Annotated in this window: 26 protein-coding genes and 1 pseudogene; 8 read left to right on the top strand and 19 right to left on the bottom strand. The window is 72.7% G+C overall.

Features of this window, described 5'->3' with window-relative positions; all coding sequences use genetic code 11:
• The first annotated feature begins 4 nt into the window (after positions 1 to 4).
• Positions 5 to 598, top strand: coding sequence for an Rv1733c family protein (locus tag OG595_RS03920; RefSeq protein WP_329267801.1), 594 nt, complete (start codon positions 5 to 7; stop codon positions 596 to 598).
• A 139-nt stretch (positions 599 to 737) separates the two neighbouring features.
• On the top strand, positions 738 to 1160 hold the full coding sequence (locus OG595_RS03915; RefSeq protein WP_329267800.1) for an Hsp20/alpha crystallin family protein: 423 nt from the start codon (positions 738 to 740) through the stop codon (positions 1158 to 1160).
• A gap of 77 nt (positions 1161 to 1237) precedes the next feature.
• Here the strand turns inward: OG595_RS03915 and hypE are convergent, their stop codons facing one another.
• The 11 genes from hypE to OG595_RS03860 form a co-directional block, all read right to left on the bottom strand.
• On the bottom strand, positions 1238 to 2272 hold the full coding sequence (gene hypE, locus OG595_RS03910) for a hydrogenase expression/formation protein HypE (protein ID WP_329267797.1): 1035 nt from the start codon (positions 2270 to 2272) through the stop codon (positions 1238 to 1240).
• Positions 2269 to 3372, bottom strand: coding sequence for a hydrogenase formation protein HypD (gene hypD / locus OG595_RS03905; protein WP_329267794.1), 1104 nt, complete (start codon positions 3370 to 3372; stop codon positions 2269 to 2271). The genes hypE and hypD overlap by 4 nt, the downstream gene beginning before the upstream one ends.
• Positions 3369 to 3989 (bottom strand): CBS domain-containing protein, encoded by a 621-nt coding sequence (locus OG595_RS03900; RefSeq protein WP_329267792.1) that lies wholly within the window; start codon positions 3987 to 3989, stop codon positions 3369 to 3371. Before OG595_RS03900 ends, hypD begins: the two co-directional genes overlap by 4 nt.
• Complete coding sequence (locus OG595_RS03895; RefSeq protein WP_329267790.1) at positions 3982 to 5331, bottom strand: Ni/Fe hydrogenase subunit alpha; 1350 nt, start codon at positions 5329 to 5331, stop codon at positions 3982 to 3984. The genes OG595_RS03900 and OG595_RS03895 overlap by 8 nt, the downstream gene beginning before the upstream one ends.
• On the bottom strand, positions 5328 to 6125 hold the full coding sequence (locus OG595_RS03890) for an oxidoreductase (protein ID WP_329267789.1): 798 nt from the start codon (positions 6123 to 6125) through the stop codon (positions 5328 to 5330). Before OG595_RS03890 ends, OG595_RS03895 begins: the two co-directional genes overlap by 4 nt.
• Positions 6125 to 6931: an FAD/NAD(P)-binding protein gene (locus OG595_RS03885; protein WP_329267788.1), complete on the bottom strand. Its 807-nt coding sequence runs from the start codon at positions 6929 to 6931 to the stop codon at positions 6125 to 6127. The genes OG595_RS03890 and OG595_RS03885 overlap by 1 nt, the downstream gene beginning before the upstream one ends.
• Positions 6928 to 7392: a Crp/Fnr family transcriptional regulator gene (locus OG595_RS03880; RefSeq protein ID WP_329267786.1), complete on the bottom strand. Its 465-nt coding sequence runs from the start codon at positions 7390 to 7392 to the stop codon at positions 6928 to 6930. Before OG595_RS03880 ends, OG595_RS03885 begins: the two co-directional genes overlap by 4 nt.
• Complete coding sequence (locus OG595_RS03875) at positions 7389 to 8537, bottom strand: 4Fe-4S dicluster domain-containing protein (protein WP_329267784.1); 1149 nt, start codon at positions 8535 to 8537, stop codon at positions 7389 to 7391. The genes OG595_RS03880 and OG595_RS03875 overlap by 4 nt, the downstream gene beginning before the upstream one ends.
• 221 nt (positions 8538 to 8758) lie before the next feature.
• The gene (locus OG595_RS03870) at positions 8759 to 9016 is read right to left on the bottom strand and encodes a HypC/HybG/HupF family hydrogenase formation chaperone (protein ID WP_329267782.1); all 258 of its coding nucleotides are present in this window, start codon (positions 9014 to 9016) and stop codon (positions 8759 to 8761) included.
• Between the two features lie 6 nt (positions 9017 to 9022).
• A complete protein-coding gene (gene hypF / locus OG595_RS03865; RefSeq protein ID WP_329267780.1) occupies positions 9023 to 11314 on the bottom strand; it encodes a carbamoyltransferase HypF in 2292 nt (763 codons plus the stop codon).
• Positions 11311 to 11817: a hydrogenase maturation protease gene (locus tag OG595_RS03860; RefSeq protein WP_329267777.1), complete on the bottom strand. Its 507-nt coding sequence runs from the start codon at positions 11815 to 11817 to the stop codon at positions 11311 to 11313. Before OG595_RS03860 ends, hypF begins: the two co-directional genes overlap by 4 nt.
• A 246-nt stretch (positions 11818 to 12063) precedes the next feature.
• Here OG595_RS03860 and OG595_RS03855 point away from each other — a divergent pair.
• Positions 12064 to 12558, top strand: a pseudogene (locus OG595_RS03855) (hypothetical protein); the annotation flags it as partial.
• Positions 12559 to 12662: 104 nt separating this feature from the next.
• On the top strand, positions 12663 to 13331 hold the full coding sequence (locus OG595_RS03850) for a vitamin K epoxide reductase family protein (protein ID WP_329267776.1): 669 nt from the start codon (positions 12663 to 12665) through the stop codon (positions 13329 to 13331).
• A 675-nt stretch (positions 13332 to 14006) separates the two neighbouring features.
• On the opposite strand, the gene OG595_RS03845 is transcribed toward OG595_RS03850, so the two are convergent.
• Together OG595_RS03845 and OG595_RS03840 are read right to left on the bottom strand one after the other, a co-directional pair.
• Positions 14007 to 14591, bottom strand: a complete 585-nt coding sequence (locus tag OG595_RS03845) for an Rv1733c family protein (RefSeq protein ID WP_329267774.1) — start codon at positions 14589 to 14591, stop codon at positions 14007 to 14009.
• Between the two features lie 190 nt (positions 14592 to 14781).
• A complete protein-coding gene (locus tag OG595_RS03840) occupies positions 14782 to 15486 on the bottom strand; it encodes a CBS domain-containing protein (RefSeq protein WP_329267772.1) in 705 nt (234 codons plus the stop codon).
• Between the two features lie 266 nt (positions 15487 to 15752).
• Between OG595_RS03840 and OG595_RS03835 the strand changes: the two genes are divergently transcribed.
• Positions 15753 to 16838: a zinc-dependent alcohol dehydrogenase family protein gene (locus tag OG595_RS03835; RefSeq protein ID WP_329267770.1), complete on the top strand. Its 1086-nt coding sequence runs from the start codon at positions 15753 to 15755 to the stop codon at positions 16836 to 16838.
• Between the two features lie 249 nt (positions 16839 to 17087).
• Here OG595_RS03835 and OG595_RS03830 read toward each other — a convergent pair whose 3' ends face one another.
• The gene (locus tag OG595_RS03830; protein ID WP_329267767.1) at positions 17088 to 17456 is read right to left on the bottom strand and encodes a hypothetical protein; all 369 of its coding nucleotides are present in this window, start codon (positions 17454 to 17456) and stop codon (positions 17088 to 17090) included.
• 216 nt (positions 17457 to 17672) lie between these two features.
• Positions 17673 to 18638 (bottom strand): pirin family protein, encoded by a 966-nt coding sequence (locus OG595_RS03825; RefSeq protein WP_329267765.1) that lies wholly within the window; start codon positions 18636 to 18638, stop codon positions 17673 to 17675.
• Between the two features lie 140 nt (positions 18639 to 18778).
• Between OG595_RS03825 and OG595_RS03820 the strand changes: the two genes are divergently transcribed.
• Positions 18779 to 20293, top strand: a complete 1515-nt coding sequence (locus tag OG595_RS03820) for a carboxylesterase/lipase family protein (RefSeq protein WP_329267763.1) — start codon at positions 18779 to 18781, stop codon at positions 20291 to 20293.
• A gap of 25 nt (positions 20294 to 20318) precedes the next feature.
• Here OG595_RS03820 and OG595_RS03815 read toward each other — a convergent pair whose 3' ends face one another.
• The 4 genes from OG595_RS03815 to OG595_RS03800 form a co-directional block, all read right to left on the bottom strand.
• The gene (locus OG595_RS03815) at positions 20319 to 21101 is read right to left on the bottom strand and encodes an SDR family NAD(P)-dependent oxidoreductase (protein WP_329267761.1); all 783 of its coding nucleotides are present in this window, start codon (positions 21099 to 21101) and stop codon (positions 20319 to 20321) included.
• On the bottom strand, positions 21098 to 22330 hold the full coding sequence (locus OG595_RS03810) for an amino acid deaminase/aldolase (RefSeq protein WP_329267759.1): 1233 nt from the start codon (positions 22328 to 22330) through the stop codon (positions 21098 to 21100). The genes OG595_RS03815 and OG595_RS03810 overlap by 4 nt, the downstream gene beginning before the upstream one ends.
• Positions 22327 to 23157: an SDR family NAD(P)-dependent oxidoreductase gene (locus OG595_RS03805; RefSeq protein ID WP_329267758.1), complete on the bottom strand. Its 831-nt coding sequence runs from the start codon at positions 23155 to 23157 to the stop codon at positions 22327 to 22329. Before OG595_RS03805 ends, OG595_RS03810 begins: the two co-directional genes overlap by 4 nt.
• 107 nt (positions 23158 to 23264) lie before the next feature.
• Positions 23265 to 24257 (bottom strand): SMP-30/gluconolactonase/LRE family protein, encoded by a 993-nt coding sequence (locus OG595_RS03800; RefSeq protein WP_329267756.1) that lies wholly within the window; start codon positions 24255 to 24257, stop codon positions 23265 to 23267.
• A 172-nt stretch (positions 24258 to 24429) separates the two neighbouring features.
• Here OG595_RS03800 and OG595_RS03795 point away from each other — a divergent pair, with 172 nt between their 5' ends.
• Together OG595_RS03795 and OG595_RS03790 are read left to right on the top strand one after the other, a co-directional pair.
• On the top strand, positions 24430 to 25023 hold the full coding sequence (locus OG595_RS03795; protein WP_329282621.1) for a TetR/AcrR family transcriptional regulator: 594 nt from the start codon (positions 24430 to 24432) through the stop codon (positions 25021 to 25023).
• Positions 25024 to 25097: 74 nt separating this feature from the next.
• Positions 25098 to 26255: an alpha-hydroxy-acid oxidizing protein gene (locus OG595_RS03790; protein WP_329267753.1), complete on the top strand. Its 1158-nt coding sequence runs from the start codon at positions 25098 to 25100 to the stop codon at positions 26253 to 26255.
• The last annotated feature ends 89 nt before the right edge of the window (positions 26256 to 26344 follow it).

Below are 26344 nucleotides of genomic sequence, written 5' to 3'. Positions count from 1 at the left end.
GACGATGACCGGGACCACACGCGGGAAACCGGCCGGGCGGCTGGCATGGCGATTCCGCCGCAGCCCGCTCAGGCGTCGCAGCTACCTCGTCGAGGCCTGGCTGCTGGTCGTGACCTGGACGCTCGCGATCCTGGTGTCCGTCGTCTCGGGTGTCATGACCGCCCACGCCGTCGAGCGGAACGTGAACGGCCTGAGGACCGGTCGGCAGCCCGTGCAGGCCGTGCTCACCGAGGACGGGGCGCGGTCCGCCACCGCGGCCGAGGGCGTCGGCGGTGACCGGACGTGGGCCACCGTCAGGTGGTCGGGGCCGGACGGCACCGTCCGGACGGGCGTGACCGAGGTCGGGCCCGGCGGCAGGGCCGGGAGCACGACGACGGTCTGGCTGGACGACGAGGGCCGTCTGATGCCCGCGCCCCCGAGCGCCGACCAGGCCGAACTGGAGGGCGCCGTCCTGGGCGCCCTGGCCGCCGCGGGGGCCGGCGCCGCGGTGGTGCTCGTCGGCCGGGGCGGCTGCGCCCGGCTGGACCGGCGGCGGCTGGACCAGTGGGAGACGGAGTGGGCCCGGGTCGGCCCCCGGTGGGGACGGAAGACCGGCTGACGCGGACGGGACGGCATCGGATCCCGCGCGCCAGGGCCCGACCGGATCCGGGTACGGGCCGATCGGCACTCGGCACGGCCGGGCCGGAGCAGGAGGCTGGAAGAGGAAACGAGAAGGCACACCGGCAAAGGAGGGTGACATGACTGGCATGATCGAGCGGCTGCCGGGCTGGACGACGCTGCCCGACCTGTTGGGCTGGGTCGAGGCCGGATTCCCCGCGACGCACGCCGTCCCGGGGCTGCACGGCATCCGCGTCGAGGAACACCTGACGGAGGGGACTTACGTGCTGCGGGCCGAGCTTCCGGGCATCGACCCCGCCAAGGACGTCGAGATCACCGTCGATGAGGGTGTGCTGACGCTGCGCGCCGAGCGCGGTGAGAAGACCGAGGAGAAGCACCGCACCGAGTTCCGCTACGGCACCTTCGCCCGCTCCGTCCGGCTGCCCGCGGGCGCGAAGGGCGACGAGGCGACCGCCGAGTACAAGGACGGTGTCCTGACCATCACGGTCCCGGTGCCCGAGACGAAGACGGGCACCACGACCATCAAGGTGCGGCAGGGCTGAACAGGGAGCGTGCCGCGACACGTCCGCGCGTCCTGGCCGGGGAGGCCGGGCGCGCGGACGTCCTTGTGCGCCTGCGGTCAGCAGATACGGGGCAGCTGTTCGCCGAGCGGCATGTCCACGATCCGCCGGGCACCCACCAGCGTCCGCAGGGTCACCCGGCCCGCCGGCCCGCCCGGCAGCACCTCTCCGATCCGTACCGCCCGCGAGCCCTCGTCCACCGACCGCATCGCCGCCAGTGCGTCGCCTGCCGCGCCGGCGGCGACGAAGGCGACCAGACACCCCTCGTTGGCGACGGTCAGCGGGTCCAGGCCGAGCAGGTCACAGGCCGAGGCGACCGCCTCGGGCACGGGCACGGCGCTCTCCTCGATCTCGACGGCGACGGACGAGTCGCGGGCGATCTCGTTGAGGGTGGCGGCGAGTCCGCCCCGGGTGGGATCGCGCAGTACGTGGATGTCGGCGCCGATCGGTGCCAGGGTGCGCACCAGCCGGTGCAGCGGCCGGCTGTCCGAGGCGATGTCGCTCTCGAAGCCGAGGCCCTCGCGGGTGCTGAGCACGGTCGTCCCGTGCAGCCCGATCGGCCCGGAGAGCAGCACCGCGTCACCGGGACGGGCGAGCGCGGCGGAGGGCCGCAGGGAGCCGTGCAACTGCCCGACACCGGTGGTGTTGATGAAGAGCCTGTCGGCGGCTCCGCGTCCCACGACCTTGGTGTCACCGGTGACCACGGGGACACCGGCAGCCTGCGCGGCCTTGCCCAACGAGGTCAGGACGGCACGGAGTTCGGCCAGTGGCAGCCCTTCCTCCACGATGAGGGAGACGGACAGGGCGAGTGGCCGTGCGCCCCGCATGGCGAGGTCGTTGACCGTGCCGTGGACGGCCAGGGAACCGATGTCCCCGCCGGGGAAGAACAACGGGCTGACCACGAAGCTGTCGGTGCTCATGACCAGTTCCCGGTAGCCGGGCAGGAGCGCCGCGTCCTCCAGCGGGCCCGGGGCGCCGTCGAGGGCGGGCAGCACCAGCTCGTCGAGCAGCTCGGCGGTGAGACGGCCGCCGGCGCCGTGGCCGAGGAGTACGACCTCTTCCTCGTGCTTCGGGGTGGGGCACTGGATCGTCATGCCGTGCTCCTCGTGGGAGTGCGTCCGGCCGCGTGGAACGCGGCGCAGGTGCCCTCGGACGACACCATGGGCGCGCCGAGGGGATGGCGGGGTGTGCAACGCGTGCCGTACGCGGCGCAGTCGGTGGGCAGCCTGGCCCCGGTGAGAATGGCTCCGGCTATGCACTGCGGGTCCTCGACGGGACACAGCCCGCCGACGTCGAAACGCTTGGCCGCGTCGAACTCCTGGTATTCCTCGGCGAGTTCGAGCCCGCTGTCGGGCAGCGCCCCGATGCCGCGCCAGGCCCGGTCGGTGACCCGGAAGACCTCGCGGATCGCTTCCTGGGCCCCGGTGTTGCCGGACCGGCACACCGCCCGCACGTACTGGTTCTCCACCTCGTACCGGCCGGACTCCAGCTGCCGCACCGCCATGAGGATGCCCTCCAGCAGGTCCAGCGGCTCGAAGCCGGTGACCACGATGGGCACCCGGTGGCGGGCGGCGATCGGCTCGTACTCGCGCCAGCCCATCACCGCGCACACATGCCCGGCCGCGAGAAAGGCCTGTACCTCGCAGTCGGGGTCGTCGAGCAGGGCCGTCATGGCGGGCGGCACGAGGACATGGCTGACCAGCACCGAGAAGTTGGTCAGCCCCAGCCGGGCGGCCTGGAGCACCGCCGTCGCGTTGGCCGGGGCCGTCGTCTCGAACCCGACGGCGAGGAACACCACCTCGCGGTCGGGGTGCGCGGCGGCCAGGCGTACGGCGTCCATCGGCGCGTAGACCACGCGTACGTCCGCGCCCCGCGCCCGCAGCGACAACAGGTCGGTGTCCGTGCCGGGCACGCGCAGCATGTCGCCGAAGCTGGTGAGGATCACACCGGGGCGGGCGGCGATGGCCATGGCCCGGTCGAGGGTCTCCAGCGGCGTCACGCAGACCGGGCAGCCCGGGCCGTGGATCATCCGCATGCCGGCGGGCAGCAACTCGTCTATGCCCTGGCGGACCAGGGTGTGGGTCTGACCGCCGCACACCTCCATGATCCGCCAGGGACGCGTGGCGGTCTCCCGCAGCTCGCCCAGCAGCCGCCGGGCCAGTACGGGATCGCGGTACTCGTCCAGGTACTTCATCGGTGCGTGAGTTCGAGCTTGATGTCGACGACCCCCTCCACCGCCCGAACCGCCCGCGCCACGATGGGGACGAGTGTGCGGTCGGGCAGGAGGCCGCCCAGGGTGACCACGCCCTCGGTCACGCCGACCGTCAAGGAGGTGGTGACCGGGAGGCGGCCCAGGACACTGCGCCGGATCTCGTCGGCCAGCTCCTCGTCGGAGCGGAGGAACACCTTCAGCAGGTCACCGCGGCTGACCACGCCCTGCAGCAGGCCCACGCCGTTCACGACCGGCAGCCGCTTGACGTGCCGGCGGGCCATGATGCGAGCGGCCTCGGCGACCGAGGCGTCCGCGTGCACGGTCACGGCCGGAGAGCTCATCAGCTCGCCCGCGGTCAGTGCTGCCGCCTTGGCCCGCTCGGCGGGCTCGCCCTCGTCGGTGTCCCGGAACTCCTCCTTGGGCAGCAGATCCGCCTCGGAGACCACACCGACGACCCGGCCCTCCCCGGCCAGCACCGGCAGGGCGCTGACCTTCCACTGGTCGAGCAGTTCGACGATCTCCTTGAAGGAGGCCTCGCTGCCGACGGCGACGGCGGTGTGCGTCATCACATCGCTCACGGTGTACGGGGATTCAGGCATCGCAGCCTCCCTGGGTGCGGACGACCGTCAGGTCGAGGAAGTGGGTGGAACAGGAGATGCACGGGTCGTGGTTGCGGATCGCCCGCTCGCACAGGGCCGTCAACTCGTCGTCGTCCGGGTCGTGTTCGGTGATGGCCCGCTGGGCCAGGCGCCGCAGGTCGTCCTCGATGGCGCCCTGGTTCTGTGCGGTCGGCGGCACCAGCAGCGCGCTGGTGACGACGCCGTCGGCGTCGAGTTCGTACCGGTGGTAGAGCAGCCCGCGCGGTGCCTCGGTCGCGCCGTGTCCGGTACCCGCGACCGGCGGCACCTCCGCGTAGGGGCGCGCGGGCGGCTCGTACGCCTCGATGATCCGCAGCGCCTCCCCGACGGCGTACACGGTCTCCACCGCCCGCACGAGGATCGACCGGAACGGGTTGTGGCACACGGCCCCCTCCCGCGGATCGCCCAGCCCGGCCGCCACGGCCGCCTGGAGCGCCACCGGCGACAGCCGCGCGCCGCTGATCGCGAACCGCGCGAGGGAGCCGGTGAGATGCAGCCGTCCGTCGAGCCGCGAGTGCAGCGCGGTGGAGTGCGCGACGTGCGTCTCCGTGACGTGCTCGGTGAAGTCCCGCACGGGGAAGGACTCCCGGGTCCCGTCGAGGCGGAGGACGGTCGGTGTCCCGCCCTCGATGGCGTACGTGTCCGGCTCGGCCAGCGCCAGCAGGTCGGCCTCGACCCGGGCGTCCGGGAACTCGAAGCCCGCGACCCAGCGCACGGTGTCCCAGGCATCGTCCAGTGCCTGCTTCAACTCCTCTTGCAGGGGGCGTAGTTCGGCGCGCGTCGGCACCCGGTGGAAGCCGCCGAGGCGGACGTTCACGGGATGCACGGCCCGCCCGCCGAGCAGTTCCATCAGCGAGTTGCCGGCCTTCTTCAGCCGCAGCCCTCGTTCGACCTCGGCCCGGTGGGTGCGCGCCAGGTCGATCGCGCTCGCCCGGCCCAGGAAGTCGGGGGCGTGCAGCAGATAGATGTGCAGTGCCTGGCTCTCGATCCACTCGCCGCAGTACAGCAGCCGGCGCAGATCCCGGATCACCGGACCGACACTCACCCCGCAGGCGTCCTCGATCGCCGCGCATGCGCTCATCTGGTAGGCCACCGGGCAGATCCCGCACACCCGGGCCGTGATGTCCGGCGGCTCTGTGTGGGAACGGCCGCGCAGGAACGCCTCGAAGAAGCGCGGCGGCTCGTAGATCTCCAGCCGTGCCTCGGTGACCGTGCCGTCGTGCACCCGCAGGCGCAGCGCGCCCTCGCCCTCGACCCGGGACAGCGAGCCCACGTGCAGCACACGCGATCCACGGTGTGTCACTTGCGCACCTCCTTACCGGTCTCGTGGCTCTCGTCGCTCTTGCCGGGTTCGGTGAACTCGTCGAACGCGGGGGCGTTGAAGGTGTGCAGGAACCGCTCGACGGCGTCGTCGTCGAGGCCGTCCCGGCGCAGCAGCGGGATCAGCGCGGGCAGGTTCACCGACCCGGACGGACCGAAGCAGCCGAAGCAGCCCCGCTGGTACGCCGGGCACAGCGCCCCGCACCCGGCGTGCGTGACCGGCCCCAGACAGGGGGTGCCGTGGGCGACGGTGACGCAGACCGTGCCCCGCCGCTTGCACTCGAAGCACACGCTGTGGTCGGGGACGTCCGGCTTGCGGCCGGCGAGGAACGCGGTGATCACCTCGATGAGCTGACGCCGGTCGATCGGGCAGCCGCGCAGTTCGAAGTCGACGTCCACATGGGCGGACACGGGAGTGGAGGTGGCGAGCGTGGAGACGTACTCGGGGTGCGCGTAGACCACGCGCCGGTACTCGTCGACGTCCGCGTAGTTCCGCAGGGCCTGGATGCCTCCGGCGGTCGCGCAGGCGCCGATCGTCACCAGGTGGCGCGAGGCGGCCCGGATGGCGCGGATCCGCTCGGCATCCGCGGCCGTGGTCACCGAGCCCTCCACCAGGGACAGGTCGTAGGGCCCTGGTGCGACAGCGCTGGACGCCTCCAGGAAGTGGCTGATGTCCACCTCGCCCGCCAGCGCGAGGAGTTCGTCCTCGCAGTCGAGCAGGGTGAGCTGGCAGCCGTCGCAGGAGGCCAGCTTGAACACGGCGAGGGTGGGTGCCATCACAACTCCCTTGTCGAGAGCAGGGGTTCCGCGAGTTCCCAGTCCACGACCGGCCCGGCCCGGCACAGCAGCAGCGGTCCGAGCTGGCAGTGCCCGCAGTGCCCGGTCGCGCAGCGCATGTTCCGTTCCAGCGAGACCCGGACGCGGTCGCCGGGCACACCCCGGTGGGTGAGTTCGCGGGCGGCGGCGCGGATCATCGGCTCGGGTCCGCAGACGAACGCCCAGGTGTTTCCCGGGTCGAAGTGCGCCCGCCCGAGCAACTGGGTGACCACGCCGACGTCCCCGCGCCAGTCCGGGGCGGGCTGGTCGACCGTGACACCGGTGTACGACGTGGCCCAGCTCTCCACCTCCTTCCGGGCGATCAGGTCGCCCGGGGTGCGTGCCCCGACCAGGACGTTCACGCGTCGGTACTCCTGCGGCTCGGCCAGCGCACCCAGGATCAGTGGCCGCAGCGGGGCGAGCCCGATGCCGCCCGCCACGACCAGGACGTCGTGGCCGCGTGCCCGCTCCAGCTCCCAGCCCGTGCCGTACGGGCCGCGGATGCCGACGACGTCGCCGACCCGGGCCGCGCACAGCCCGCCGGAGACAGCGCCCACCGAGCGGACCGTGTGCGCGAGGCCGCCCGTGGCCCGCACTGAACTCACCGAGACGGGGATCTCGCCGCGGCCGAAGCAGTGCACCATCGCGAACTGTCCCGGCAGGAAGTCGGGCAGCGCCGCGCCCACCGGTTCGAGCCGCAGAGTGATCGTGTCCGCGGTCTCCGGCAGGCGGGCGACCACGCGATGGGGGACCGGTACGGCGGTCATCGGGCTTCCCTCGTCTCGTAGGTCCCGTACAGGTCGACCAGCCGGGCGCGGGCCGCGTTCAGCCGGTGGGCCAGCACCCGGCCGACCCAGTGCTCCACGGACCGGCCGAACCTGTCGTCGTCCAGACACATCAGACGTACGGCGACGGCGTCGAACTCGTAGGCCCGCACCGGGGTCAGGGTCCGGGCACCCAGCTGCCAGACGTACGGCTCGTACAGCCAGGACCAGCCCGCCAGGTCACCGACTCCCAGGGTTTCGATCACGGGCGGGCGGTGGCCGGGCACATGCATGTCCAGGGCGACCGAGCCGTCGCGGACGATCCAGAAGCGGTCGGCGCGTCCGCCCTCCTCGAAGAGCCGGGCGTCCTGCCGGAAGTCGACCTCGCGGGCCGTGCGCAGGAGCCGGTCGCGGTGGTCGGGCGGCAGCGCGTGCGACATGCGCAGGGTGATCGAGGGTGTCATCGTCCCGGCTCCGTCTCGTGTGTCGCGTGTTCGGCGGCCAGCGCGGTGACTTCCTCGGTGATGTCGATGCCGGCCGGGCACCAGGCGATGCAGCGCCCGCAGCCGACACACCCGGAGGTGCCGAACTGGTCGTACCAGGTGGAGAGCTTGTGCGTGAGCCACTGCCGGTAGCGGCTGCGGGCCGAGGCGCGGACCGGGCCTCCGTGCAGATACGAGAAGTCCAGGTCGAAGCACGAGTCCCAGCGCCGCCACCGCTCGGTGTGGTCGCCGGTCAGGTCGGTGACCTCCTCCGTGGTGGTGCAGAAGCAGGTGGGGCAGACCATCGTGCAGTTGCCGCAGGTCAGACAGCGGGCGGCGACGTCGTCCCAGCGCTCGGCGTCGAGGCTCGCGCCCATCAGGGCGCGCAGGTCGACCGGGGGGAGCGAGCGGCCCATACGGTCGCGGGCCGCGTCCACCGCGGCGCGCGCGCCCGTCTCCGTGACGGTGTCCGCCGTCCGGTGCGGCACCTGGTCCAGCACGCGGGCGCCCTCCTCGCTGCCGACGCGCACGAGGAACCGGTGCCCGTCCGCGTCCACCACCTCGGTGAGCGCGAGGTCGTACCCGGGGTCGGCCGCGGGCCCGCCGCCCGCGGAGACGCAGAAGCAGGTCGCGCCGGGCTCGGTGCACTCGGCGGCGATCAGGAACACCCTGGACCGGCGCCGGCCGTAGCCGGTGTCCTCGTACCGTCCGCCGGTCAGCACCCGGTCCTGGACCGCGATGGCCCGCAGATCGCAGGGGCGGACGCCGAGGAAGGCGTACGACGGTACGTCCGGCTCGTGGGCGGCGAAGGTGACGTCGCCCTCCGGTGTCCGGTCGGCGCTCCACAGCCGTTCCCGCGCCGGGTGCAGGTAGGACTTCCAGGACTGCGGGCCCGCGCTGTGCGCGAAGGCGGCTCCGTCCGTGCGGGGGACGAGCCGGTAGCGTCCGGCGTCCAGCTCGACGCCCCAGCCGTAGGGGAGCGCGTCCGCCGAGGTCAGCTCGTCCAGCACGACGGCGCCGTCGCGGACGGTCGGCCCCACCACGGTCCGTCCCCCCGCCACCAGAGCCGCGACCAGCGCGTTCAGACCGTCCCGGTCGAGCACGGCCGGGGCTGCGGTGGCGGTCATGACGGTTCTCCTTGTCCGAGGCGACTCCGTGCTCCCTCCTCCACCAGGTTCGGCCCTCGGCCGGTGCCCACGACAGGGGCCGACAGTCCCTGCCCGACGGGCCGACCGGACTTCCCGGGCGGGGCGTGCCCCCCCCGCAGGGGCGCGGGGAACTGCGCGCCCAGCCACATACCGCCCGCAGTTTCGAAACGGCCCTTCTCACCGCTTCCCCCAGCGGAGCGCTAACGCAGCGCCTCGCCCAGCTCGCCCTCGACCGCGCCGGCCATCGCCCGCAGCACGTCGAGCGTGCGGTGTGCCTCCGCCTCGTCGACCCGCGTGATCGCGAAGCCGACGTGCACGATCACGTACGACCCGATGTCCGCCTCCGGTGTGCAGCTGAGGCAGACCTCGCGCCGTACCCCGCCGAAGTCGACGGTCGCCATGCGCAGTCCGGCGTCGTCGTGGATCTCGACGACCCGTCCCGGGATGCCCAGGCACATGTGCGTTCACCTCTCCCTGGCCAGGTGCGCGGCCGCGACCGCCGCCTGGCCGTAGCTGATGCCGCCGTCCCCGACCGGGACCTGACCGCCCACCAGTACCCGGAGCCCCTGGGCGTGCAGCCGGCGCTTCACCTCGGTGAGCAGCCTGCGGTTGACGAAGCAGCCGCCGCCCAGGCACACGGTGCGGGGTGCGCCCTCGGCCACGGCCCGGGCGACGAGATCCGCGGTGACGATCGAGAGCGTCAGGTGGAAGGCCGCGGCCAGCCGGGCCGTCGGCTCACCGCTCAGCTGCCGCTCCAGCAGGTCGACCAGCGTCGGCGAGGGGTCGTACACCCACAGGTCCCGCACCCGCACGACGCGGTGGGCGAGCGGTACGGCGTGCGCGTCGCCCGCCGCCGTTTCGAGCAGGACGGCCGCCTCGCCCTCGTAACCGACCTCGGCGGCGAGGCCGAGCAGCGCGGCGACCGTGTCGAAGAGCCGCCCCGCGCTGGACGCCCGTGGACAGTTGACGTCCCGGGCGATCATGGCGCGCACGGTGGAGACCTCGGCCGGATCGAGCCGGTCCGTGAAGGACCGGGCGAGCCACGGATACGGGCGCGGCGAACCGAGTGTCTCGCTACCCAGCAGCTGGCCGAGGGCGGTGCGGGACGGGTGGCGCACCGCCGCGTCGCCGCCGGGCAGCGGCGCGGTCGCGAACCTGCCCACGCGGCGGTAGCCGACCAGATCGGCGACGAGGATCTCGCCGCCCCACAGGGTGCCGTCGTCACCCAGCCCCAGCCCGTCGTAGGCGACGCCGGTGAACGGGCCCCGCACCCCGTGCTCGGCGGCGCAGGCGGCCACATGCGCGTGGTGGTGCTGCACCGGGATCCGGCGCAGCGGCTGTGCCTCGGCCCACCGCGTGGACAGATAGCCGGGGTGCAGATCATGGGCCAGGGCCACCGGTTCTATGCCGGTGAGCTGCTTGAGGTGTTCGTACGACGACAGGAACGCGTCGTACGTCGGCAGGTCGGCCAGGTCCCCGGTGTGCGGCCCGAGGTGGGCCCGCCCGTGGGCGGCGAGGGCGAACGTGTGCTTCAGCTGGGCGCCGGCCCCGGCGACCGGCTCGCGCACGGGAAGCGCCATCGGGGCCGGGGCCAGTCCGCGGGCGCGGCGGACCGTGATCCGGGTGCGCCCGGTGAACTGCACCACCGAGTCGTCGTACCGGGACCGGATCGGCCGGTCGTGCGTGAGGAAGCCGTCCGCGACCGAGGCCAGGGTGCGCGCGGCCTCCGCGTCGTCGATGGCGATCGGCTCGTCACTGAGGTTGCCGCTGGTGACCACGAGCGGCCGGGCCAGGTCGTCGAGGAGGATGTGGTGCAGGCCGGTGGTGGGCAGCAGCAGGCCGACCCGGGACAGGCCGGGGTGCACCCCGGGGGCGAGCGGAGCCACCGCTCCGCGCCACCGGCGGCGGGCGAGGAGCACCACGGGGCGCTCCGGAGACGTCAGGGCCTGGCGTTCCGTGGCGCCGATCCGCGCCAGCCGGGCCGCCGCCGCGATGTCGCGCACCATGACGGCGAACGGTTTCGCCGGGCGCTGCTTGCGGCGGCGCAGCTCCGCCACGGCCCGCGGATCACCCGCGTCGCACACCAGCTGGTAGCCGCCGAGGCCCTTCAGCGCGACGATCCCGCCCCCGGCGACGGTCTTGACCGCCGCCCGCAGCGCGTCCTCGCCGCGCAGACCCTCCCAGGCGGGCTGCGGCCCACAGACGGGGCAGGCGACGGGTTCGGCGTGGAAGCGCCGGTCGCGGGGGTCGGCGTACTCGGCCGCGCACCGCGCGCACAGCGGGAAGCGGCGCATGGTCGTGCGGATCCGGTCGTACGGCAGGTCCTCGATGATCGTGGCACGCGGCCCGCAGTCCGTGCAGTTGATGAACGGGTAGCGGTGTCGCCGGTCGCGCGGATCGCGCAGTTCACGCAGACAGGCGTCGCAGATCGCCGCGTCGGGCGGGATCTCGCGCGGTGCCGGGTCCGCGTGACCGGGTGCGCTGCCGCGTACCTGGAAACCCTCGTCGTACGCCGACTGCCGCGGGCTGCCGGTGAGTTGGACGCGGCGCACCCGGGCGAGCACCGGTGCGCCGGTGCGCAGCCGGGACGCGAACTCCGCGATCGCGCGGGGCGGTCCGGCGATCTCGCCCTCCACATGGCCGTTGACGTTGGCCACCCAGCCGGCCAGGCCGAGTTCGGCCGCCGTGCGGTACACGAACGGGCGGAACCCGACGCCCTGGACGACGCCCTCCACCCGGAAGCGGCGCACGTTCATGTCGGCCTCCTGGCTGTCATGCCGCTGTTCCGCGTGATCTCGTCCTCGACGGCCTCCGCGAGGGGATCCACGGCGGCGGCGACGGCGGGGGAGAGACCGGTGCCGAGGTCGCTCTCGGCGCCCTCCACGGCGTAGACGACCAGACGGTCCGGCATCAGATCCAGCACCCGTGCGAGCTCTACGGCCTCGCCGAGTCCGAGCCCGTGCGAGCTGGTGGCCGACGGCTGTTCGAGGAGTCCGGCGTCGAGCGCGAGGCGGTGGACGCGGCCGGGGGTGCCCGGGTGGGCATGGGCCGCGTCCACGACCACGGCGAGCCGGGCGCCCTGCCACAGCCCGATCAGCCGCCCGGGGTCGCCGTCGCAGGTGGCCAGGACGGTGTCCGGCGGCAGCGGTCGGCCCCCGGCCCGTTCCCGCAGCCGGGCGAGCACGGCCCAGCCCACGCCGTCGTCGCGCCGGAAGTCGTTCCCGACGCCTATGACGGCGACCCGCGTGCGTGTCGGCATGCCTCCCACGGTGCACCGTCGCGACCGGACTCCGGAGGGGCCGAACGGCCCGTCCCGGAGGGCCGACTCTCCCTTTCCCCGCGACCTCGCACCTCGCGGCCGTCGACGACACGGCGAGGGCCGAACGGACCCGTGCCGTCCGCCGGTCCGGCAGGGCCGTTCGGCCCTGGTCGGCCGGTGGGTGTCCTGGCTTCACTGACGAACCGAAGGCGCCGAAGGCGCCGTACGGCTGGAAGGAGCGGGTGGATGATCACTGCGGTGGGTCACGCCGATTTGGCGCCGGACGCGCTGGAGCCGGTGGAGCGCGCGCTGCGAGGGGTGCTGGACCGGCTGGCCGAGGGTGTGCCGGGACTGGTGCGCGCGGGTGCCGGGGCGTCGCTGGCGTTCGGCCGGGCGATGCGCGCGACGGGCCGGGAGCTGGTCGTGGTGATTCCCACGCAGGCGATGGTGCCCGTGCTGCTGCCGGGACGAGACCGGTCGGCGGTCGGCGAGTTGCTGTGGCTGGCCCGGCAGGTGCGCCTGCTGGCGTACGACCCCGGTCGCCGGGACGAGTGCGTAGGCGCGGACGAGCAACTGGTCGAGGGGTGCGAACGCCTGGTGGCCGTCTGGGACGGTTCGCCGTCCGACGGCCGTGACGCCACCGCCCATCTCGTGGCGTACGCCCGGGCCCGCGGGATCCCCGTGGAGGTGGTGTGGCCACCCGGTGCCGTCCGTACGGGCACGTCGGGCGGACAGCGCCCGGACCGCCACCGCCGACCGCACGGCGACGGCGCCTGCGACAGCGACTGCCCGATCACCGCGGACGCGGAGTCCACTCCGAGCACCAGTGGGGCGGGCACCCTCGGATGACCGACGGCAGCACAAGGACCGTGCACCACCTCACCACCACCTCTCACCAAGACGGACGGGAGCGGGTGATCACACCGAAGGGAGCGACCGGGGCTTCGGTCGCCTTCGCCTGGCTGCTGATCGTGTCGGGAGCGCTGGGCATCCTCGCCTCCTTCGTGATCACCATCGACAAGTTCCAGCTCCTCAAGGACCCGGCCTTCTCGCCCTCCTGCAACATCAGCCCGGTGCTGTCCTGCTCGAACGTGATGAGCAGCGACCAGGCGTCCGCCTTCGGCTTCCCCAACCCCCTGCTGGGCCTGGCGGCGTATCCGGTGGTCGCCTTCGTCGGGTTCGCGCTGTTGGCAGGGGCACGCTTCCGCCGCTGGTTCTGGCTCGGACTGAACCTGGGCACACTGTTCGGCGCGGTCTTCTGCATGTGGCTGATGACGCAGGCGCTGTACGAGATCGGGGCGCTGTGCCTGTGGTGCTGCCTGGCCTGGGCGGCCACCATCGCCATGTTCTGGTACACGACCGTCCACAACCTCCGCCACGGTGTCGTCCGTGCCCCGCGGGGAGTGGTCGCGGGGGCGCTGGAGTTCCACTGGGCCGTACCGGTCACCTGGTACCTGGCCATCGTGATGCTGATCGGGACCCGGTTCTGGTCCTACTGGCAGACACTGCTCTGAGCCGACGTGCCCCCCGGGCGGATGGCGACGCCGCCGCGGCGACGTGAACGGCAGGGACCGGGCCGGGCCGCGCCGAACGCCACCGCCGCCCACGACGTCGCTTCCCGCACGCGCCACGACCACCGGAGGCCAACGCCCGTGCCGCACACCGGGAAGGGCTTGCCCGTCGCGGGTGCCGGCGAGAACGCGAACGGGCTGGAGTCCGCCTCTCGGCCGTGGCCGGGTGCGGTTGGCTCACCGGCCGCACCCGGGTTCGCACGATGCCGACGGCCGCGCGGGCGAACAGCAGGTACGGGTTCCCGGCCGGCACCCGGCCGAACAGCAGGTGCGGGTTCCCGGCAGGCACTCGGTCGAACTGCGGCTGCCCGGCCCGCCGTTGCTGCCTGTTGTCCGGATCCGACCCGGGCCGATGGACTGTGGGGCGTCACAGCACCCCTGATCGGTGCGGACCCCTCCAGCAGCGACCTCGCTGCCCTTGTCGGCGCTCCCGTCGGCTTTGGGCCGGTTGCCGGGGCGGTCACCGGAATCGGAGAACGGGCGCCGGGGTGGGTGCCATGGCGCGTGGGTGGGCTTGCCACGGCGGAACTCGCCGTGATGCTCCTCGGCCGGCCTCCGCCTCCGGAGTCGTGCCCGCCTGAGCCGGTCAGCCCGTTGCCGTGGCCGACCGGTCCAGGCTCAGGTGGTCTTGCGGATCCACTGGGGGCCGACCTCGTCCCACTCCCGGCCCCACTGGTCGATGCGCCGCCGGTCCAGCCGGCCGCGTACGACCCGCCCGGCCGCGTACGTGAGGCCGCCGACCCCGAGTGCGACTGCCGTACCCGCGTAGCCGGCGTACACGGTGGCCTGGCCGGGAGTCGTCGGCTCCGTGGTGGGTCGCCCCTGGCCGTCCAGCCAGATCGTCACCCCCGAACCGCCCTCGCGGCCGGTGTCCACCTTGGCTTCGCCGGTCTGCGCGGAGTCGTCCGCGGCGGTCCAGCGCACCTTCGCGAGGACCTGCGGGCGGTCGGATCCCGCCTCCGTCACCACGACTGCCGGAGTGTCTTCGAGGAGCACCGCCGGGACGGAGTGGCGCCCGTCCCGCTGCCGCGCGAGGGACTCGGCGACGGACTGCCCGGCGACCAGGCCGGCGAGCGTGCCGCCCAGCGCGACGGCCGTCCACACGATCAGTACGATCCAGGCCTCGACGATGTCGTCGGGGCGCCGCAGCGGATTGCTCCGCCACCTCCACAGCCTCTGCTTCGTACGCGTGTCCCTGCGCATCGTGCGCACCTCCTCATGGGCATGGCCGTGGTCATCGGCGCCATGAGAAAGATGGCATGGGGGGACGGCACGGGACATGGGCCTGACAGGCAGCGCGCATGGGGCCGTTGGGGGTCGACCGGCGCCCGGAGACGGGCCGTTCAGCCCTGCCGGGCAGGGCCCGGGCGCGGCGCGGCACGCCCGGGCTTCTTCAGGGTGAGAGCTGAGCGCGACGCGGGGCGTCGGTGGCTGTGGCCGGGTCGGCGCTGTCGGCGACCTTGAAATCCAGGTGTGCGGAGACGTCGACGACCCCGTCCACGCTGCGGCACAGCCGCAGGGCGACGGGTATGACGCTGCTTCGTTCGACGGTGCCGCGCAGGGTGACCTGTCCCTCGACGACATGCACCGTCACCGCGTCGGGCGGGATGCCCAGCGTGCGCATCAGCACATCCCCGGTGATCTCCTCCCGTATGGCACGGTCGCCGCGGAGGAACACCCGTAGCAGGTCGGCGCGACTGATCACGCCTGTCAGCCGACCGGACCCGTCCACCACCGGCAGGCGCTTGACCCGGTTGCGCTCCATCGTCCGGGCCGCCTCGACCACCGTCCACTCGGGGCGGGCGACGACGGCCGGGCTGGTCATGAGCCCTTCCGCCGTGGTCGCCTCCGCCTTGGTGTACGGGGCGGATTCCGGGTGTGGGACGGTCGGCGGCCCCGTCGCTTCGAGCCGGTGCGCCTCCCTGCGCAACAGGTCGGCCTCGGAGACCACTCCGAGGGGCCTGTCGGCGTCGTCCACGACCGGAACGGCCGTGATGCCGTGCTCCGCGAGCAGTTTGGCGATCTCCGTGAAGCTCGCGTCCCGCCGCACATTCACGACGTCCTTGGTCATCAGCTCGCTCACGATGCGGTGCCGCATGGCTGCTGCCTCCTTCGGCGTTGCCCCTCTCCACTCTCCGACGGCCCGGGCCGGACTCGTAGGGACCTGTGGGCCACGCCTGGGGCCGCCCGGCACTGCCCGGCCCCGCGACAGGGACCGAGCGGCCCATGCGGGCGGTGTCCGTTCCGGTCAGCATGGAACCGACGAACCGTTCCGCCCGCGACGAGATCACGCCGCGGCACATCCGCCGTGACGGGAGCCGGGGCCGGCGGAGCGGGGAACAAGAGCAGGGAAGAGGGATCGTCATGAAGGCACTCATCTTTAACGGCCCCGGACAGTCGGAGTGGACGGACGTCCCGGACCCCGGGATCGAGGAGGCGACAGACGTGGTCGTCCGTGTCGACGCAGTCACCATCTGCGGCACGGACCTGCACATTCTCAAGGGTGACGTGCCGGAGGTACGCCCCGGCACGGTCCTCGGCCACGAGGCGGTCGGCGAGGTCGTCGAGGTCGGTGGCGACGTACGCACGGTTCGCCCCGGCGACCGGGTGCTGGTCTCGTGCATCACGGCGTGCGGGCGCTGCCGCTTCTGCAGGGAGGGCGGGTACGGGCAGTGCCGGGGCGGCGGAGGATGGATCCTCGGCCATCTGATCAACGGCACGCAGGCCGAGTTCGTCCGCGTGCCCCACGCCGACCTGTCCGTGCACCCGCTGCCCGGCGCGCTGGACAGCAAGGACGCCGTCCTGCTGGCAGACATCTTCCCGACGGCGTACGAGGTGGGCGTGCTCAACGGGCGCGTGCGGCCCGGGGACACCGTCGCGGTGGTCGGGGCGGGGCCTGTCGGACTGGCAGCGATCGCCACGGCACAGCTCTACACACCGCAGAAGATCATCGCCGTGGACCCTGCGCCGGCCCGGCTGGACGCGGCCAAACGGTTCGGCGCGGACGCCGTGGCATCCGCCGTGGGTGACGAGGCGGAACTGCTGGTCGCCGACCTCACCGAGGGACTCGGCGCCGATGTGGTGATCGAGGCGGTAGGGATTCCGGAGAGCTTCGAGATGTGCACACGCATGGTGCGGCCCGGCGGGCACGTGGCCAATGTCGGCGTGCACGGCAAACCTGCGACCCTGCACCTGGAAGACCTGTGGATCAAGAACGTGACGATCACCACGGGTCTGGTCGACACGTCCTCCACTCCCACCCTGCTGCGCATGATGGCCGCAGGCCGCCTGCCCGCGTCGTCGATGGTCACCCACAGGTTCCCGCTGGACCGGATGGAGGAGGCGTACGACGTCTTCTCCCGGGCCGCCGACACGGGGGCGCTCAAGGTCGTCCTCGGCGGGCAGCCCCACGACACCGTGGCCGTCAGGGAGGCCACTCCGGCCACGTGAACGACGACGCCCGATCGGACACCCCGGTCCGGTCCGGCCCCGCCGCCGGTGTCCCCCTCGGCGACACCGGCAGCGGCATCGCGCGGCGACACGTGGAACCGGGCCCCTCCCCGAGGGAAACGGCCGAACGGGCGGGCACCGCACCGGGCATCCGCCTCTGGGATGCCGGGCTGCTCGGCGACCCACCCCAACGCTGGCCAGAAGCCCTGCCGGCCGACCGCTCAGCAGCTCCGCACGGGCACGTATGCCCTATTCGTCGAGGAACTGATATTCCTGGCTCGCGGCCTGGATCATCACCGTGCCGTCGCGGACCTGCCACTCGCTCATGCCGTCGACTTCGTGGCTGACAAAGAACAGGCCGGTGATCAGGTCACCGTCGTCGTCCGAGGCCGGGATCCGGGCCACGCTCCGCAGTCGCTCGAGAAACCAGTCGACGGACCGGGCGCGCATCTCGGCCCCGTAGAAGACCCAGTTGGTGAAGTTGTACTGCCTGGGGGGAAAGGTCCAGCCACCGCTGTACGTCTGGTCGGCATCGTCCGCCTGGACGATCTCCTCGACCTGGGTGAGCTGCCGATCATCACACTCCAGCCAACCTCTGATCCGGACGAAAACACCCACAACGATCGCTCTCTCCTGCTTTATGTTCCGGACGCATCGGCTCACTGATCGGCGCTACCACCGGCTACGGGCCGGAGCCGGGTTGCCCGACGTCGGACGCATCGCCACACCACACCACAACCCGACGATCTGTCGGACAACCCGGCATCAGGCCGGCACCCGTCCTGCCGAAGCTGCCCACGGACGCCCGGGACCGGTGGAGCGGGTCTCTCCTGGTCAGCGCACCCTTCCCCGTGGCTTCAGCGGCGTATCGGGCAGCGACGGCGCGCGGAGAGGTGTTCCGTCGTAACCCTTCACCACGCCGAAACGGGTTCCCTTCGCCCAGTCCTCGCGGGCCTGCACGATCTCCTCCTGGGTACGGCCGACGAAGTTCCACCACATGATCAGCTCCTCCTCGAACGGCTCACCGCCCAGGAGCATCACGCTCGCGTCGGACGCGGCGCGCAACGGGAGTTCGGTGCGGCCGCAGCCGAGGTAGAGCATCGAGCCCGGGAGCACGGGCACCCCGTCGACGTGCACCTCGCCGGACATCGCCAGCACGCCGTACTCGAAGTCGGGAACGAGCGGGAGTCGTACGTCGGCGTCGGCGGCGAGTGTCAGGTCGGCGCCGACGATCGGGGTGTACGTCGTGCCGGGCGAGGCCGCGCCGTCGAGGTCGCCCAGGATCACGGTCGCCGTCACGCCGGGTGCCGTGACCGTGGGCAGGTCGGCGTGGTGTTCGAAGTGGGGGTCGGTGTGGCGGTGGCCGTCCGGCAGGGCGACCCACAGCTGGGCCCCGTGCAGGAACCGCGCGTGGGACCTGGGGCTCTCCTCGGAGTGGCTGATCGCCCGGCCGGAGGTCATGAGGCCCAGTTCGCGCGGGCGGATCGTCTGGAGGCTGCCGGTCGAGTCGCGGTGCAGCACCTCGCCCTCGTGCAGCCAGCTGACCGTCTGGAGGCCCATGTGCGGGTGCGGCGGCACCTGCATACCGGGCTCGTCGGCGATGTCGTCCGGCCCGTAGTGGTCGACGAAGGCCCACGCGGCGATCATGCGCCGGCCGAGGTTCGGCAGCAGTCGACGTACCTCGGTGCCCTCCCCGAGCTTCACGCGCCGGGGGCTCAGCAGTTCGCGCACGGGTTCGGCGACGACGAATCCGCGGCCGCCACAGACGCTGGGAACGGGCGCGCGGTCAAGGTTGCTCATGGCGCACAACCTAGTCCGGGACCGAGGCCGAGCGCACGGGAGTGGCGCCGCCTCCTCCGTGTGGTTCGTGCAGTGAAGGCAAGTTCACCTGGACTATCGTGTCGTGGACCGCCATCGGCAGGGTTCCTGAGGAGTCGACGATGAGTACAGGCGAGTTTCCCGAGGTCACAACGGTCGCGGGCGTGGTCCGGGGACGCCGTGAGGGCGGCCTCGCGGTGTTCCGCGGGATCCCGTTCGCGCAGCCGCCGGTGGGGGAGCTGCGGTTCGCGGCGCCCCGGCCGACGGGCCGCTGGGACGGGGTACGGGAGGCCTTCGCGTTCGGTCCGCCTCCTCCGCAGGAGACGACGGTGGCTCCCGAGACCCCTGGCGACGACTGGCTCACCGTCAACGTCTGGACGCCCGACGCGGACCCGGCGGCGCGCCGGCCCGTGCTGGTGTGGATCTACGGCGGCGCCTACAAGTTCGGCTCCGCCGACGACCCGAACTACGGCGGCAGCCACCTCTCCCGGGACGGCGACGTCGTCGTGGTCACCCTCAACTACCGGGTCGGCATCGAGGGGTTCGCCCGGATCGAGGGCGCCCCGGCCAACCGCGGGCTGCTCGACCAGGTCGCCGCACTGGAGTGGGTGCGCGACAACGTCACCGCGTTCGGCGGCGACCCCGGCCGGGTCACCGTCTTCGGGGAATCGGCGGGCGCCGGGTCCATCGCCGCACTGCTGGCCATGCCCAGGGCGCGAGGACTGTTCCGGCGGGCGATCCTGCAGAGCGTGCCCGGCACCTACTTCTCGGACGCGCTGGCCGCGGACATCGCCGGGGCGATGGCCGGTGAACTCGGGCTGCGCCCGACGGTCGCCGACCTGTCCGGCCCGGACCCGCGCAAGCTGCCCGAGGCGGGGGCCGCGCTGGGCGCCCGGATGCGTGAGTACGCGCCGAGGTGGGGTGCCGTCGCCCTCACCCCGACCCCGTTCTCACCCGTCGTCGACGGCGACGTCCTGCCCACCGCACCGTGGGAGGCACTGGCGGGCGGCGCCGCGCGGGACGTGGACCTGATCGTCGGGCACACCCGGGACGAGTACCGCCTGTTCCTCATGTTCGGCGGGCTGTTCGGCCAGGTCGACGAGGAGATGGCGGCGGCGGTCCTGCGCCTGTTCGGACCCGGGCCCGACCCCGAGCGGGCCTATCGGGCCGCGTTCCCGGACGCCTCGGCGGAGTACCTGTTCGAACTCGTCCAGTCCGACTGGCTGTTCCGCATGCCGTCGCTGTACCTGGCCCACGCCCAGCTGGCCGGCGGCGGACGGGCCCACGTGTACGAGCTGACCTGGGCCGCCCCGGTGAACGGTGGTGCGCTCGGCGCCTGTCACGGCCTGGACGTGCCGCTGACCTTCGGCAACTACGGCGACACCGTCGGCGGTCTCGGCGGCATGCTGATCGGACCCACACCGCCGCCCGAGACCGAGGTGCTGTCCGCCCGCTTCCGGTCCGCCTGGACGTCCTTCGCCGCCACGGGTGACCCGGGCTGGCCCGCGTACGACGACCAACAGCGCCTCGTCCAGATCCTCGGCGCCGAACCGGCCGTCGCCGCCTACCCGGAGGAGGCCTCCCGGCTCCTGTGGCAGCGGCACCCGTTCGGCGTGCTGCCGCTGACGACGGCGTAACGGACCGGCGCTCCTCCGAGGGCCGCTACCGGGCGGCCAGCAGCCGCAGCACCCGGTCGGAGACCGGCGTGGGCAGGGCACGCAGCGTGCGGACCAACGCCGTTGTCCGCCAGGGGAAGCAGGCCTGCGCCGGTTCCCGCTCCAGGGCGTGCACGACGTACTGTGCCGCGCGCTCCTGACTGACCTGGAAGGGCTTGGGCAGCCCGTCGGCGTCGACCCGGTCGGTCCCCACGAAACCCGGGTGGATCGAGGTGAACCGGATGCCCCTGGGCGCCAGTTCGACGCGTGCGGTGTCGATGAGGGTGCGCACGGCCGCCTTCGCCGCCGAGTACGGTCCCTGGCGGGGGATGCCCATCAGCCCCGCGAGGGAGTTGGTGTGGGCGATCAGGCCGCCGCCCGGCTGCTCGCCCAACTGCCGGATCAGCGGGACCAGGTAGTTGACGACGACGTCGTAGTTCAGCGCCATGATCCGGGAGACGTCCGCCGCGCTCACCCGGTCCATGGCCATGTCCGGACCCTGGCCCGCGTTGAGCAGCGCGATGTCGACGGTGCCGAACTCCGCGACGGCCGCCGCCACGACCCCGGCCGCCGCCTCCGGGTCCAGGGCGTCGGCGGCGATGTCGAGGCAGGCGCTGCCCGCGGCCCGTACCTCCCGGGCCACGGCGGCCAGTTCGGGGGCGCGCCGGGCCGTGAGGACGAGCCGGTTGCCCGCCGGGGCGAGCCGCCGGGCCACCGCCGCCCCGATCCCGGAGGAGGCACCGACGATCAGGACCGTCCGGCCGGTGATGGTGGTGGCTGTGGCGGTCACAGGAAGTGGTGGCCCTCACCGCGGTAGGTGGGCACGGTGTCGACCACCGCGCCGTCGCTGACCAGGTGCAGATCACCGATGCGCTCGCACAGCTCACCGGCCTTGGCGTGCCGCAGCCACACCCGGTCCCCGATGCCCAGCACGCTCGCTGCCCTGCCCACCAGCGGGGTCTGCACCTCACCGAAGGACTCGGTGGCGGTGACGCGCAGCCCGGGAGGCCAGGCCAGCGTGGGCAGCCGGTCCTTGCCGAGCGGCCCGGACGCCACCCAGCCGCCGCCCAGGAGCGTGGCGACCGACGACGAGGGACGGCGTACGACGGGGAGCACGAAGTACGCGGCCGGGACGGGACGGAAGGCGCGGTAGAAGTCGAACAGCCCCGGGCCGTACAGGCCGGAGCCCGCCGCGAGTTCGGTGACGGAGTCCTCGCGGGTCGTGGTCTCCAGGCTGCCCGTGCCGCCGCCGTTGACGAACCGCAGCGGTGTCACGGCCCGTACGGCCGCGACCGCGGCTTCCCGGCGGTGGCTCAACTCCTCGACGGAGGAACGCTGCATCGCCCGCACCACGGCCCGCTTGATGGCGTTGCCGGGCTGGTTGTCGCCCAGACCGGCGACCTGACCCTCGTACCCCATGATGCCCGTCAGCTCGAAGCCCGGACGGGACGCGACCTCGCGCGCGAAGGCCTCCGCCTCCTGCGGGGTGTACACCGGTGACCTGCGCGGCCCCAGATGGAGCCGGCCGCCCGCGAGGCGCAGTGCCGCGTCCAGTTCCAGACAGACCTGGATACGGGTCTCGCGGGGCCCGGTGGCGGCGTCGACCAGGTCGAGATGCTCGACGCAGTCCACCATCAGGGTGATCCGGGACGCGAGCCGTGCGTCGGCGGCCAGCCGGCGCAGCGCCGTACGGTCGGTGGTCGGGTAGCCGACGACGATGTCGTCGAACTCCTCGGCCAGCCACAGGGCTTCGGGCAGGGTGAAGCCGAGGATGCCGTCGAATCCCGGGCGGTCCAGGGCGCGCCGGATGAGGGCGCGGGAGCGCAGCGACTTGCTGGCCAGCCGGATCGGCTTGCCGCCGGCACGGCGTTCCAGGTCGCGGGCGTTGGCGTCGAAGGCGTCCAGGTCGATGACGCCGAAGGGGGGTTCCAGCCCGGCGGTGGCCGCCCGCAGGCTGTCGAAATGGCTCTCGGTCGCGGGAGCCGAAGTGGCTCTGGGGGTGGTGGTGTTGACGGTCATCGGCTGGTGTCTCCTTGCTCGGGTACCGCCGCGGGTGCCGGGACGAGGCCCGTGCTGCGGCGCTTGGCCATGGCTGCCACCTTGGGGATCACGAAGCGCATCAGCCGGGGGAACACACCGGCGACCCGCTGTACGCGTCCGCCGATGGCGGGGTGGACGATTTCGACCGGCTTGCGTCTGATGGCGTCGACGATCACCGCGGCGACCTTCTCGGGGCTGAGCGGCTTCTCGGCGAAGGTGATCACCGCGCTGGGATCGGCCATCTCCTGCTCCAGCATGGGGGTGCGGGTGCCGGGCGGATGGATGATGCTGAAGGTCACGGGCCCTTCGCGTTCCTCGATGGCCACACTGTGGTGGAAGGCGCGCAGTCCGTGCTTGGTCGCGCCGTAGGTGGTGTAGCCGGGCAGGGGCAGGAACGAGCTCATGCTGCACACGGTGACGATGTGCCCGTGGCCCCGGGTGCGCATCCGGGACAGGGCGGCGAGCATGCCGTTGATCGGACCGAGCAGGTTCACCTCCACCATGTGCCGGTGCTCGGCCGGCGACAACTGGCGTGCGTACCCGGTGTGGATGATCCCCGCGTTGTTCACCAGCACGTCGACCGGGCCGAGTTGGTCCGCCACGGAGTCCAACGTCACTTCCCACGCTGCCTCGTCGCGGATGTCCAGCTGGAACGCGCGGGCCGTGGCGCCCAGTTCGCCGGCGATCAGGGTGGCCCCGGCCAGGTCGATGTCGGCGAGGGCGACCCGGTGGCCCCGGCGCACCGCCTCGCGCGCGGTCGCCGCGCCGATGCCGCTCGCGGCGCCTGTGATCAGGACGACGCTCACCGCGGACCTCCGTCATGGGCGCCCGTGTGCGGGGGAGCGGCGCTGTCCGTTCGCTGTCCGTGCATGGGAACTCCCGTGAGAATAGGCTGAGTCGATGAGGGGCGCGCTCAGGATGGCAGTACGTACGCCTCCAGCCGTGACCCGCCCAGACCGGCCGCGCGCTCCGGGTCGTCGGTCGGTGTGGTGGCCGCGTACAGGGTGTTGCCCTCGGGGCCCGCGACCAGGCAGCTCAGGGTCTGCTGGCTGGTGGAGACGCGCTCCAGGACCGCGCCGCCGGGCCCGACCCGGACGCACTCGCCGCGCAGCGCGTTGGCGACCCACGCCGTGCCGTCGCGCCCCGGTGCGATGCCGTCGGGGGCGATGGGACTGGCGGAGCGGGCCGCGATCGCCGGGTGGTCGAGGAGGGCGGAGACGCGCCGGGTGACACGGCCCAACAGCCCGGGGTGGTTGAGGGACCGCCACAGGGCGGACGGGATCAGTGGAGCCCAGGGCCGGGGTGGGCCGAGGCGCCCGTCGGGCAGTACGGGTAGGGCGGTGAGGCGCATCGCCAGGGTCTCGGCGACCAGCAGGGTGGGTCCCTCGTCCGTACGCTGCTCCTCGTCGAGCAGGAACAGGCCGTTCGGGAACACCAACGGCTCGCTCAGACCGAGCAGTTCACCCTCGGGGGAGAGACAGGCGAGAGGTGTCCCGGGCGGTCCCGGCGGGACATAGAGCATCGAGTTGGGCTTGCGGCGCACGAAGCCGTGGTAGTCGAAGCCGAAGTTGCCCACGTAGGCGCGGCCCAGCCGGTCGACGAACATGTCGTTGACGGGACCCCCGGCGACGTCCTTGAGGTCGGCGTGCACGACCAGGGAGCCGTCCGGCTCCCGCCGGTACACACGGTGCCCGTCCATCGAGACGACCAGCATCCGTCCGTCGGGCAGCCAGCCGAGCCCTCCGGCCCGGCCGGGGACCTCCAGCACTGTCTCCGGCTCTCCCCGGGTGTCCCAGCGGTGCACCGTCCCGTGGGCGAGGTCGCAGAACCACAGGGCGTCGTCGTGCCAGCGCAACGACTCCAGTACGCCGAATCCGTCCAGGACGACTGTGGTCCTCGGTCGCACCCCTGCCTCCTGAGGCTGCTCTCGCCAACGTTCGGTTCACGCTACGGTGGCCCAAACCGGAGAAGTAAGTCAAGCGTCCTGGACATTTGACTTACTTCTCTGGCCGACTGGTTATCCTTAACGGGCGAATCCACAGGTGAGACCGGTGCGGAGAGGAGAACGCGTGCCCCGCATGGCGGCGAGCGACCGGAGAGCGGAGCTCCTTGAAGCGGCGATCCGGGTCATGGCACGCGACGGCGTAGCCAAGGCCACCACCCGCGCGGTGGTCACCGAGGCGGACATGACCCTCGGGGCCTTCCACTACTGCTTCGAGTCCAGGGCGCAACTGCTCGAACTCGTCACCGAGACCCTCACCGAGCGGTACGTCGCCGAGGTCCGCGGCCTGTTCGCGCCGCACAAGGACATCCGCGACAGCGTCCTCGACAGCCTGCACGCGTTCTGGAAGGGCTTCGAGGCCAACCCCGGCGAGCACCAGATCAGTTACGAACTCACCCAGTACGCGCTGCGCAACCCCGGTTTCGAGGACGTCGCCGGGAAGCAGTACGAGATCTTCCTGCGCGCCTTCGTCGGCCTGCTCGAACTCGCCGCCGACAACGCCGGGATCGAGTGGACCGAACCCGTGCCGGTGCTCGCGCGGTACGTCCATTCGACGATCGACGGCCTCAACATGACCTGGCTCGTCGACCGCAACACCGCCGACAGCCGGGCGGCGCTGGAACTGCTCGCCGACCACCTCCTCCTGCACGCCCGGCCACGAACCGCCTGAGCACGAACCGCCTGAGCCATGAACCGCCTAGCCGCGAGGCGCGAGCTGCTCGACCTGAGCGAAAGGGTGTCCCGATGGCGTTCGCCGACTACCAGAACGAGATCTACCTGAACGGGCTGGGCGGTGTCCTGCCCGCCTTCCCCATGGAGTTCGCCGAACTGGCGGACCGGGCCCGGTCCGCGCTGCCCCCGTCCGTCTGGTCCTACGTCGCCGGGGGCGCCGGCGACGGGCACACCCAGCGGGCCAACGTCGCCGCCTTCACCCGCTGGGGCCTGATCCCGCGCATGTTCGTCGGAGCCGCCCAACGCGACCTGACCGTCGAACTGTTCGGCACGACACTCCCGTCGCCGGTGTTCCTCGCCCCGATCGGTGTCATCGGACTGTGCGCCCAGGACGGGCACGGCGACCTGGCGACGGCCCGCGCCGCCGCCCGAACCGGAGTCCCGATGGTCGCCTCCACACTGTCCGTCGACCCGCTGGAGGACGTGGCCGGCGAACTCGGCGACACCCCCGGCTTCTTCCAGCTCTACACCCCGACCGACCGGAGCATCGCCGAGAGCCTCGTCCACCGGGCCGGGCGGGCCGGGTACCGGGGCATCGTCGTCACCCTCGACACCTGGATCACCGGCTGGCGCCCGAGGGACCTCGCGACCGCCAACTTCCCCCAGCTGCGCGGCCACTGCCTCGCCAACTACACGAGCGACCCGGCCTTCCGGGCAGCGCTCGGCCGCTCGCCCGAGGAGGATCCGCAGGCCGCGATCCTCCACTGGACCCAGATCTTCGGCAACCCGCTCACCTGGGCCGACCTGGACTGGCTGCGCTCGCTGACCGACCTCCCCCTGATCGTCAAGGGCATCTGCCACCCCGAGGACGCGCGCCGGGCCCGCGACGCGGGAGTGGACGGCATCTACTGCTCCAACCACGGCGGCCGGCAGGCCAACGGCGGCCTCCCCGCCCTCGACGTCCTGCCCGCCGTCGTCGAGGCCGCGGGCGAACTGCCTGTGCTCTTCGACTCCGGCGTCCGCGGCGGCGCCGACATCGTCAAGGCCCTCGCCCTGGGCGCGACAGCGGTCGGTATCGGCCGCCCGTACGCCTACGGCTGCGCCCTCGGCGGCACCGACGGCATCGTCCACGTCCTGCGTGCCCTGCTCGCCGAGGCCGACTTGATCATGGCCGTGGACGGATACCCGTCCCTGAAGGACCTCGTGCCCACCGCACTCCAGGCCGTCTGACCGGCCGGCCACCCCCGTTCAACCGATCGGTTGAACGGGGGTTCGTCCGGCGGCTCGCCGGCCCGCTCCGTACAGCCGACGCGCGGACC

Origin of the sequence: Streptomyces sp. NBC_01451, from assembly GCF_036227485.1 — a bacterium.
Taxonomy (GTDB): domain Bacteria; phylum Actinomycetota; class Actinomycetes; order Streptomycetales; family Streptomycetaceae; genus Streptomyces.
The sequence above is the reverse complement of the archived record's forward strand: the minus strand, read 5'-3'. Positions and strand labels throughout refer to the sequence as shown.

Bases quoted from the DNA above. Each gene is read 5' to 3' on its own strand.
- OG595_RS03920 (WP_329267801.1), top strand. From the start codon at position 5: ATGACCGGGACCACACGCGGGAAACCGGCCGGGCGGCTGGCATGGCGA.
- OG595_RS03915 (WP_329267800.1), top strand. From the start codon at position 738: ATGACTGGCATGATCGAGCGGCTGCCGGGCTGGACGACGCTGCCCGAC.
- hypE (WP_329267797.1), bottom strand. From the start codon at position 2,272: ATGACGATCCAGTGCCCCACCCCGAAGCACGAGGAAGAGGTCGTACTC.
- hypD (WP_329267794.1), bottom strand. From the start codon at position 3,372: ATGAAGTACCTGGACGAGTACCGCGATCCCGTACTGGCCCGGCGGCTG.
- OG595_RS03900 (WP_329267792.1), bottom strand. From the start codon at position 3,989: ATGCCTGAATCCCCGTACACCGTGAGCGATGTGATGACGCACACCGCC.
- OG595_RS03890 (WP_329267789.1), bottom strand. From the start codon at position 6,125: ATGGCACCCACCCTCGCCGTGTTCAAGCTGGCCTCCTGCGACGGCTGC.
- OG595_RS03885 (WP_329267788.1), bottom strand. From the start codon at position 6,931: ATGACCGCCGTACCGGTCCCCCATCGCGTGGTCGCCCGCCTGCCGGAG.
- OG595_RS03880 (WP_329267786.1), bottom strand. From the start codon at position 7,392: ATGACACCCTCGATCACCCTGCGCATGTCGCACGCGCTGCCGCCCGAC.
- OG595_RS03875 (WP_329267784.1), bottom strand. From the start codon at position 8,537: ATGACCGCCACCGCAGCCCCGGCCGTGCTCGACCGGGACGGTCTGAAC.
- OG595_RS03870 (WP_329267782.1), bottom strand. From the start codon at position 9,016: ATGTGCCTGGGCATCCCGGGACGGGTCGTCGAGATCCACGACGACGCC.
- hypF (WP_329267780.1), bottom strand. From the start codon at position 11,314: ATGAACGTGCGCCGCTTCCGGGTGGAGGGCGTCGTCCAGGGCGTCGGG.
- OG595_RS03860 (WP_329267777.1), bottom strand. From the start codon at position 11,817: ATGCCGACACGCACGCGGGTCGCCGTCATAGGCGTCGGGAACGACTTC.
- OG595_RS03850 (WP_329267776.1), top strand. From the start codon at position 12,663: ATGACCGACGGCAGCACAAGGACCGTGCACCACCTCACCACCACCTCT.
- OG595_RS03845 (WP_329267774.1), bottom strand. From the start codon at position 14,591: ATGCGCAGGGACACGCGTACGAAGCAGAGGCTGTGGAGGTGGCGGAGC.
- OG595_RS03840 (WP_329267772.1), bottom strand. From the start codon at position 15,486: ATGCGGCACCGCATCGTGAGCGAGCTGATGACCAAGGACGTCGTGAAT.
- OG595_RS03835 (WP_329267770.1), top strand. From the start codon at position 15,753: ATGAAGGCACTCATCTTTAACGGCCCCGGACAGTCGGAGTGGACGGAC.
- OG595_RS03825 (WP_329267765.1), bottom strand. From the start codon at position 18,638: ATGAGCAACCTTGACCGCGCGCCCGTTCCCAGCGTCTGTGGCGGCCGC.
- OG595_RS03820 (WP_329267763.1), top strand. From the start codon at position 18,779: ATGAGTACAGGCGAGTTTCCCGAGGTCACAACGGTCGCGGGCGTGGTC.
- OG595_RS03810 (WP_329267759.1), bottom strand. From the start codon at position 22,330: ATGACCGTCAACACCACCACCCCCAGAGCCACTTCGGCTCCCGCGACC.
- OG595_RS03795 (WP_329282621.1), top strand. From the start codon at position 24,430: ATGGCGGCGAGCGACCGGAGAGCGGAGCTCCTTGAAGCGGCGATCCGG.
- OG595_RS03790 (WP_329267753.1), top strand. From the start codon at position 25,098: ATGGCGTTCGCCGACTACCAGAACGAGATCTACCTGAACGGGCTGGGC.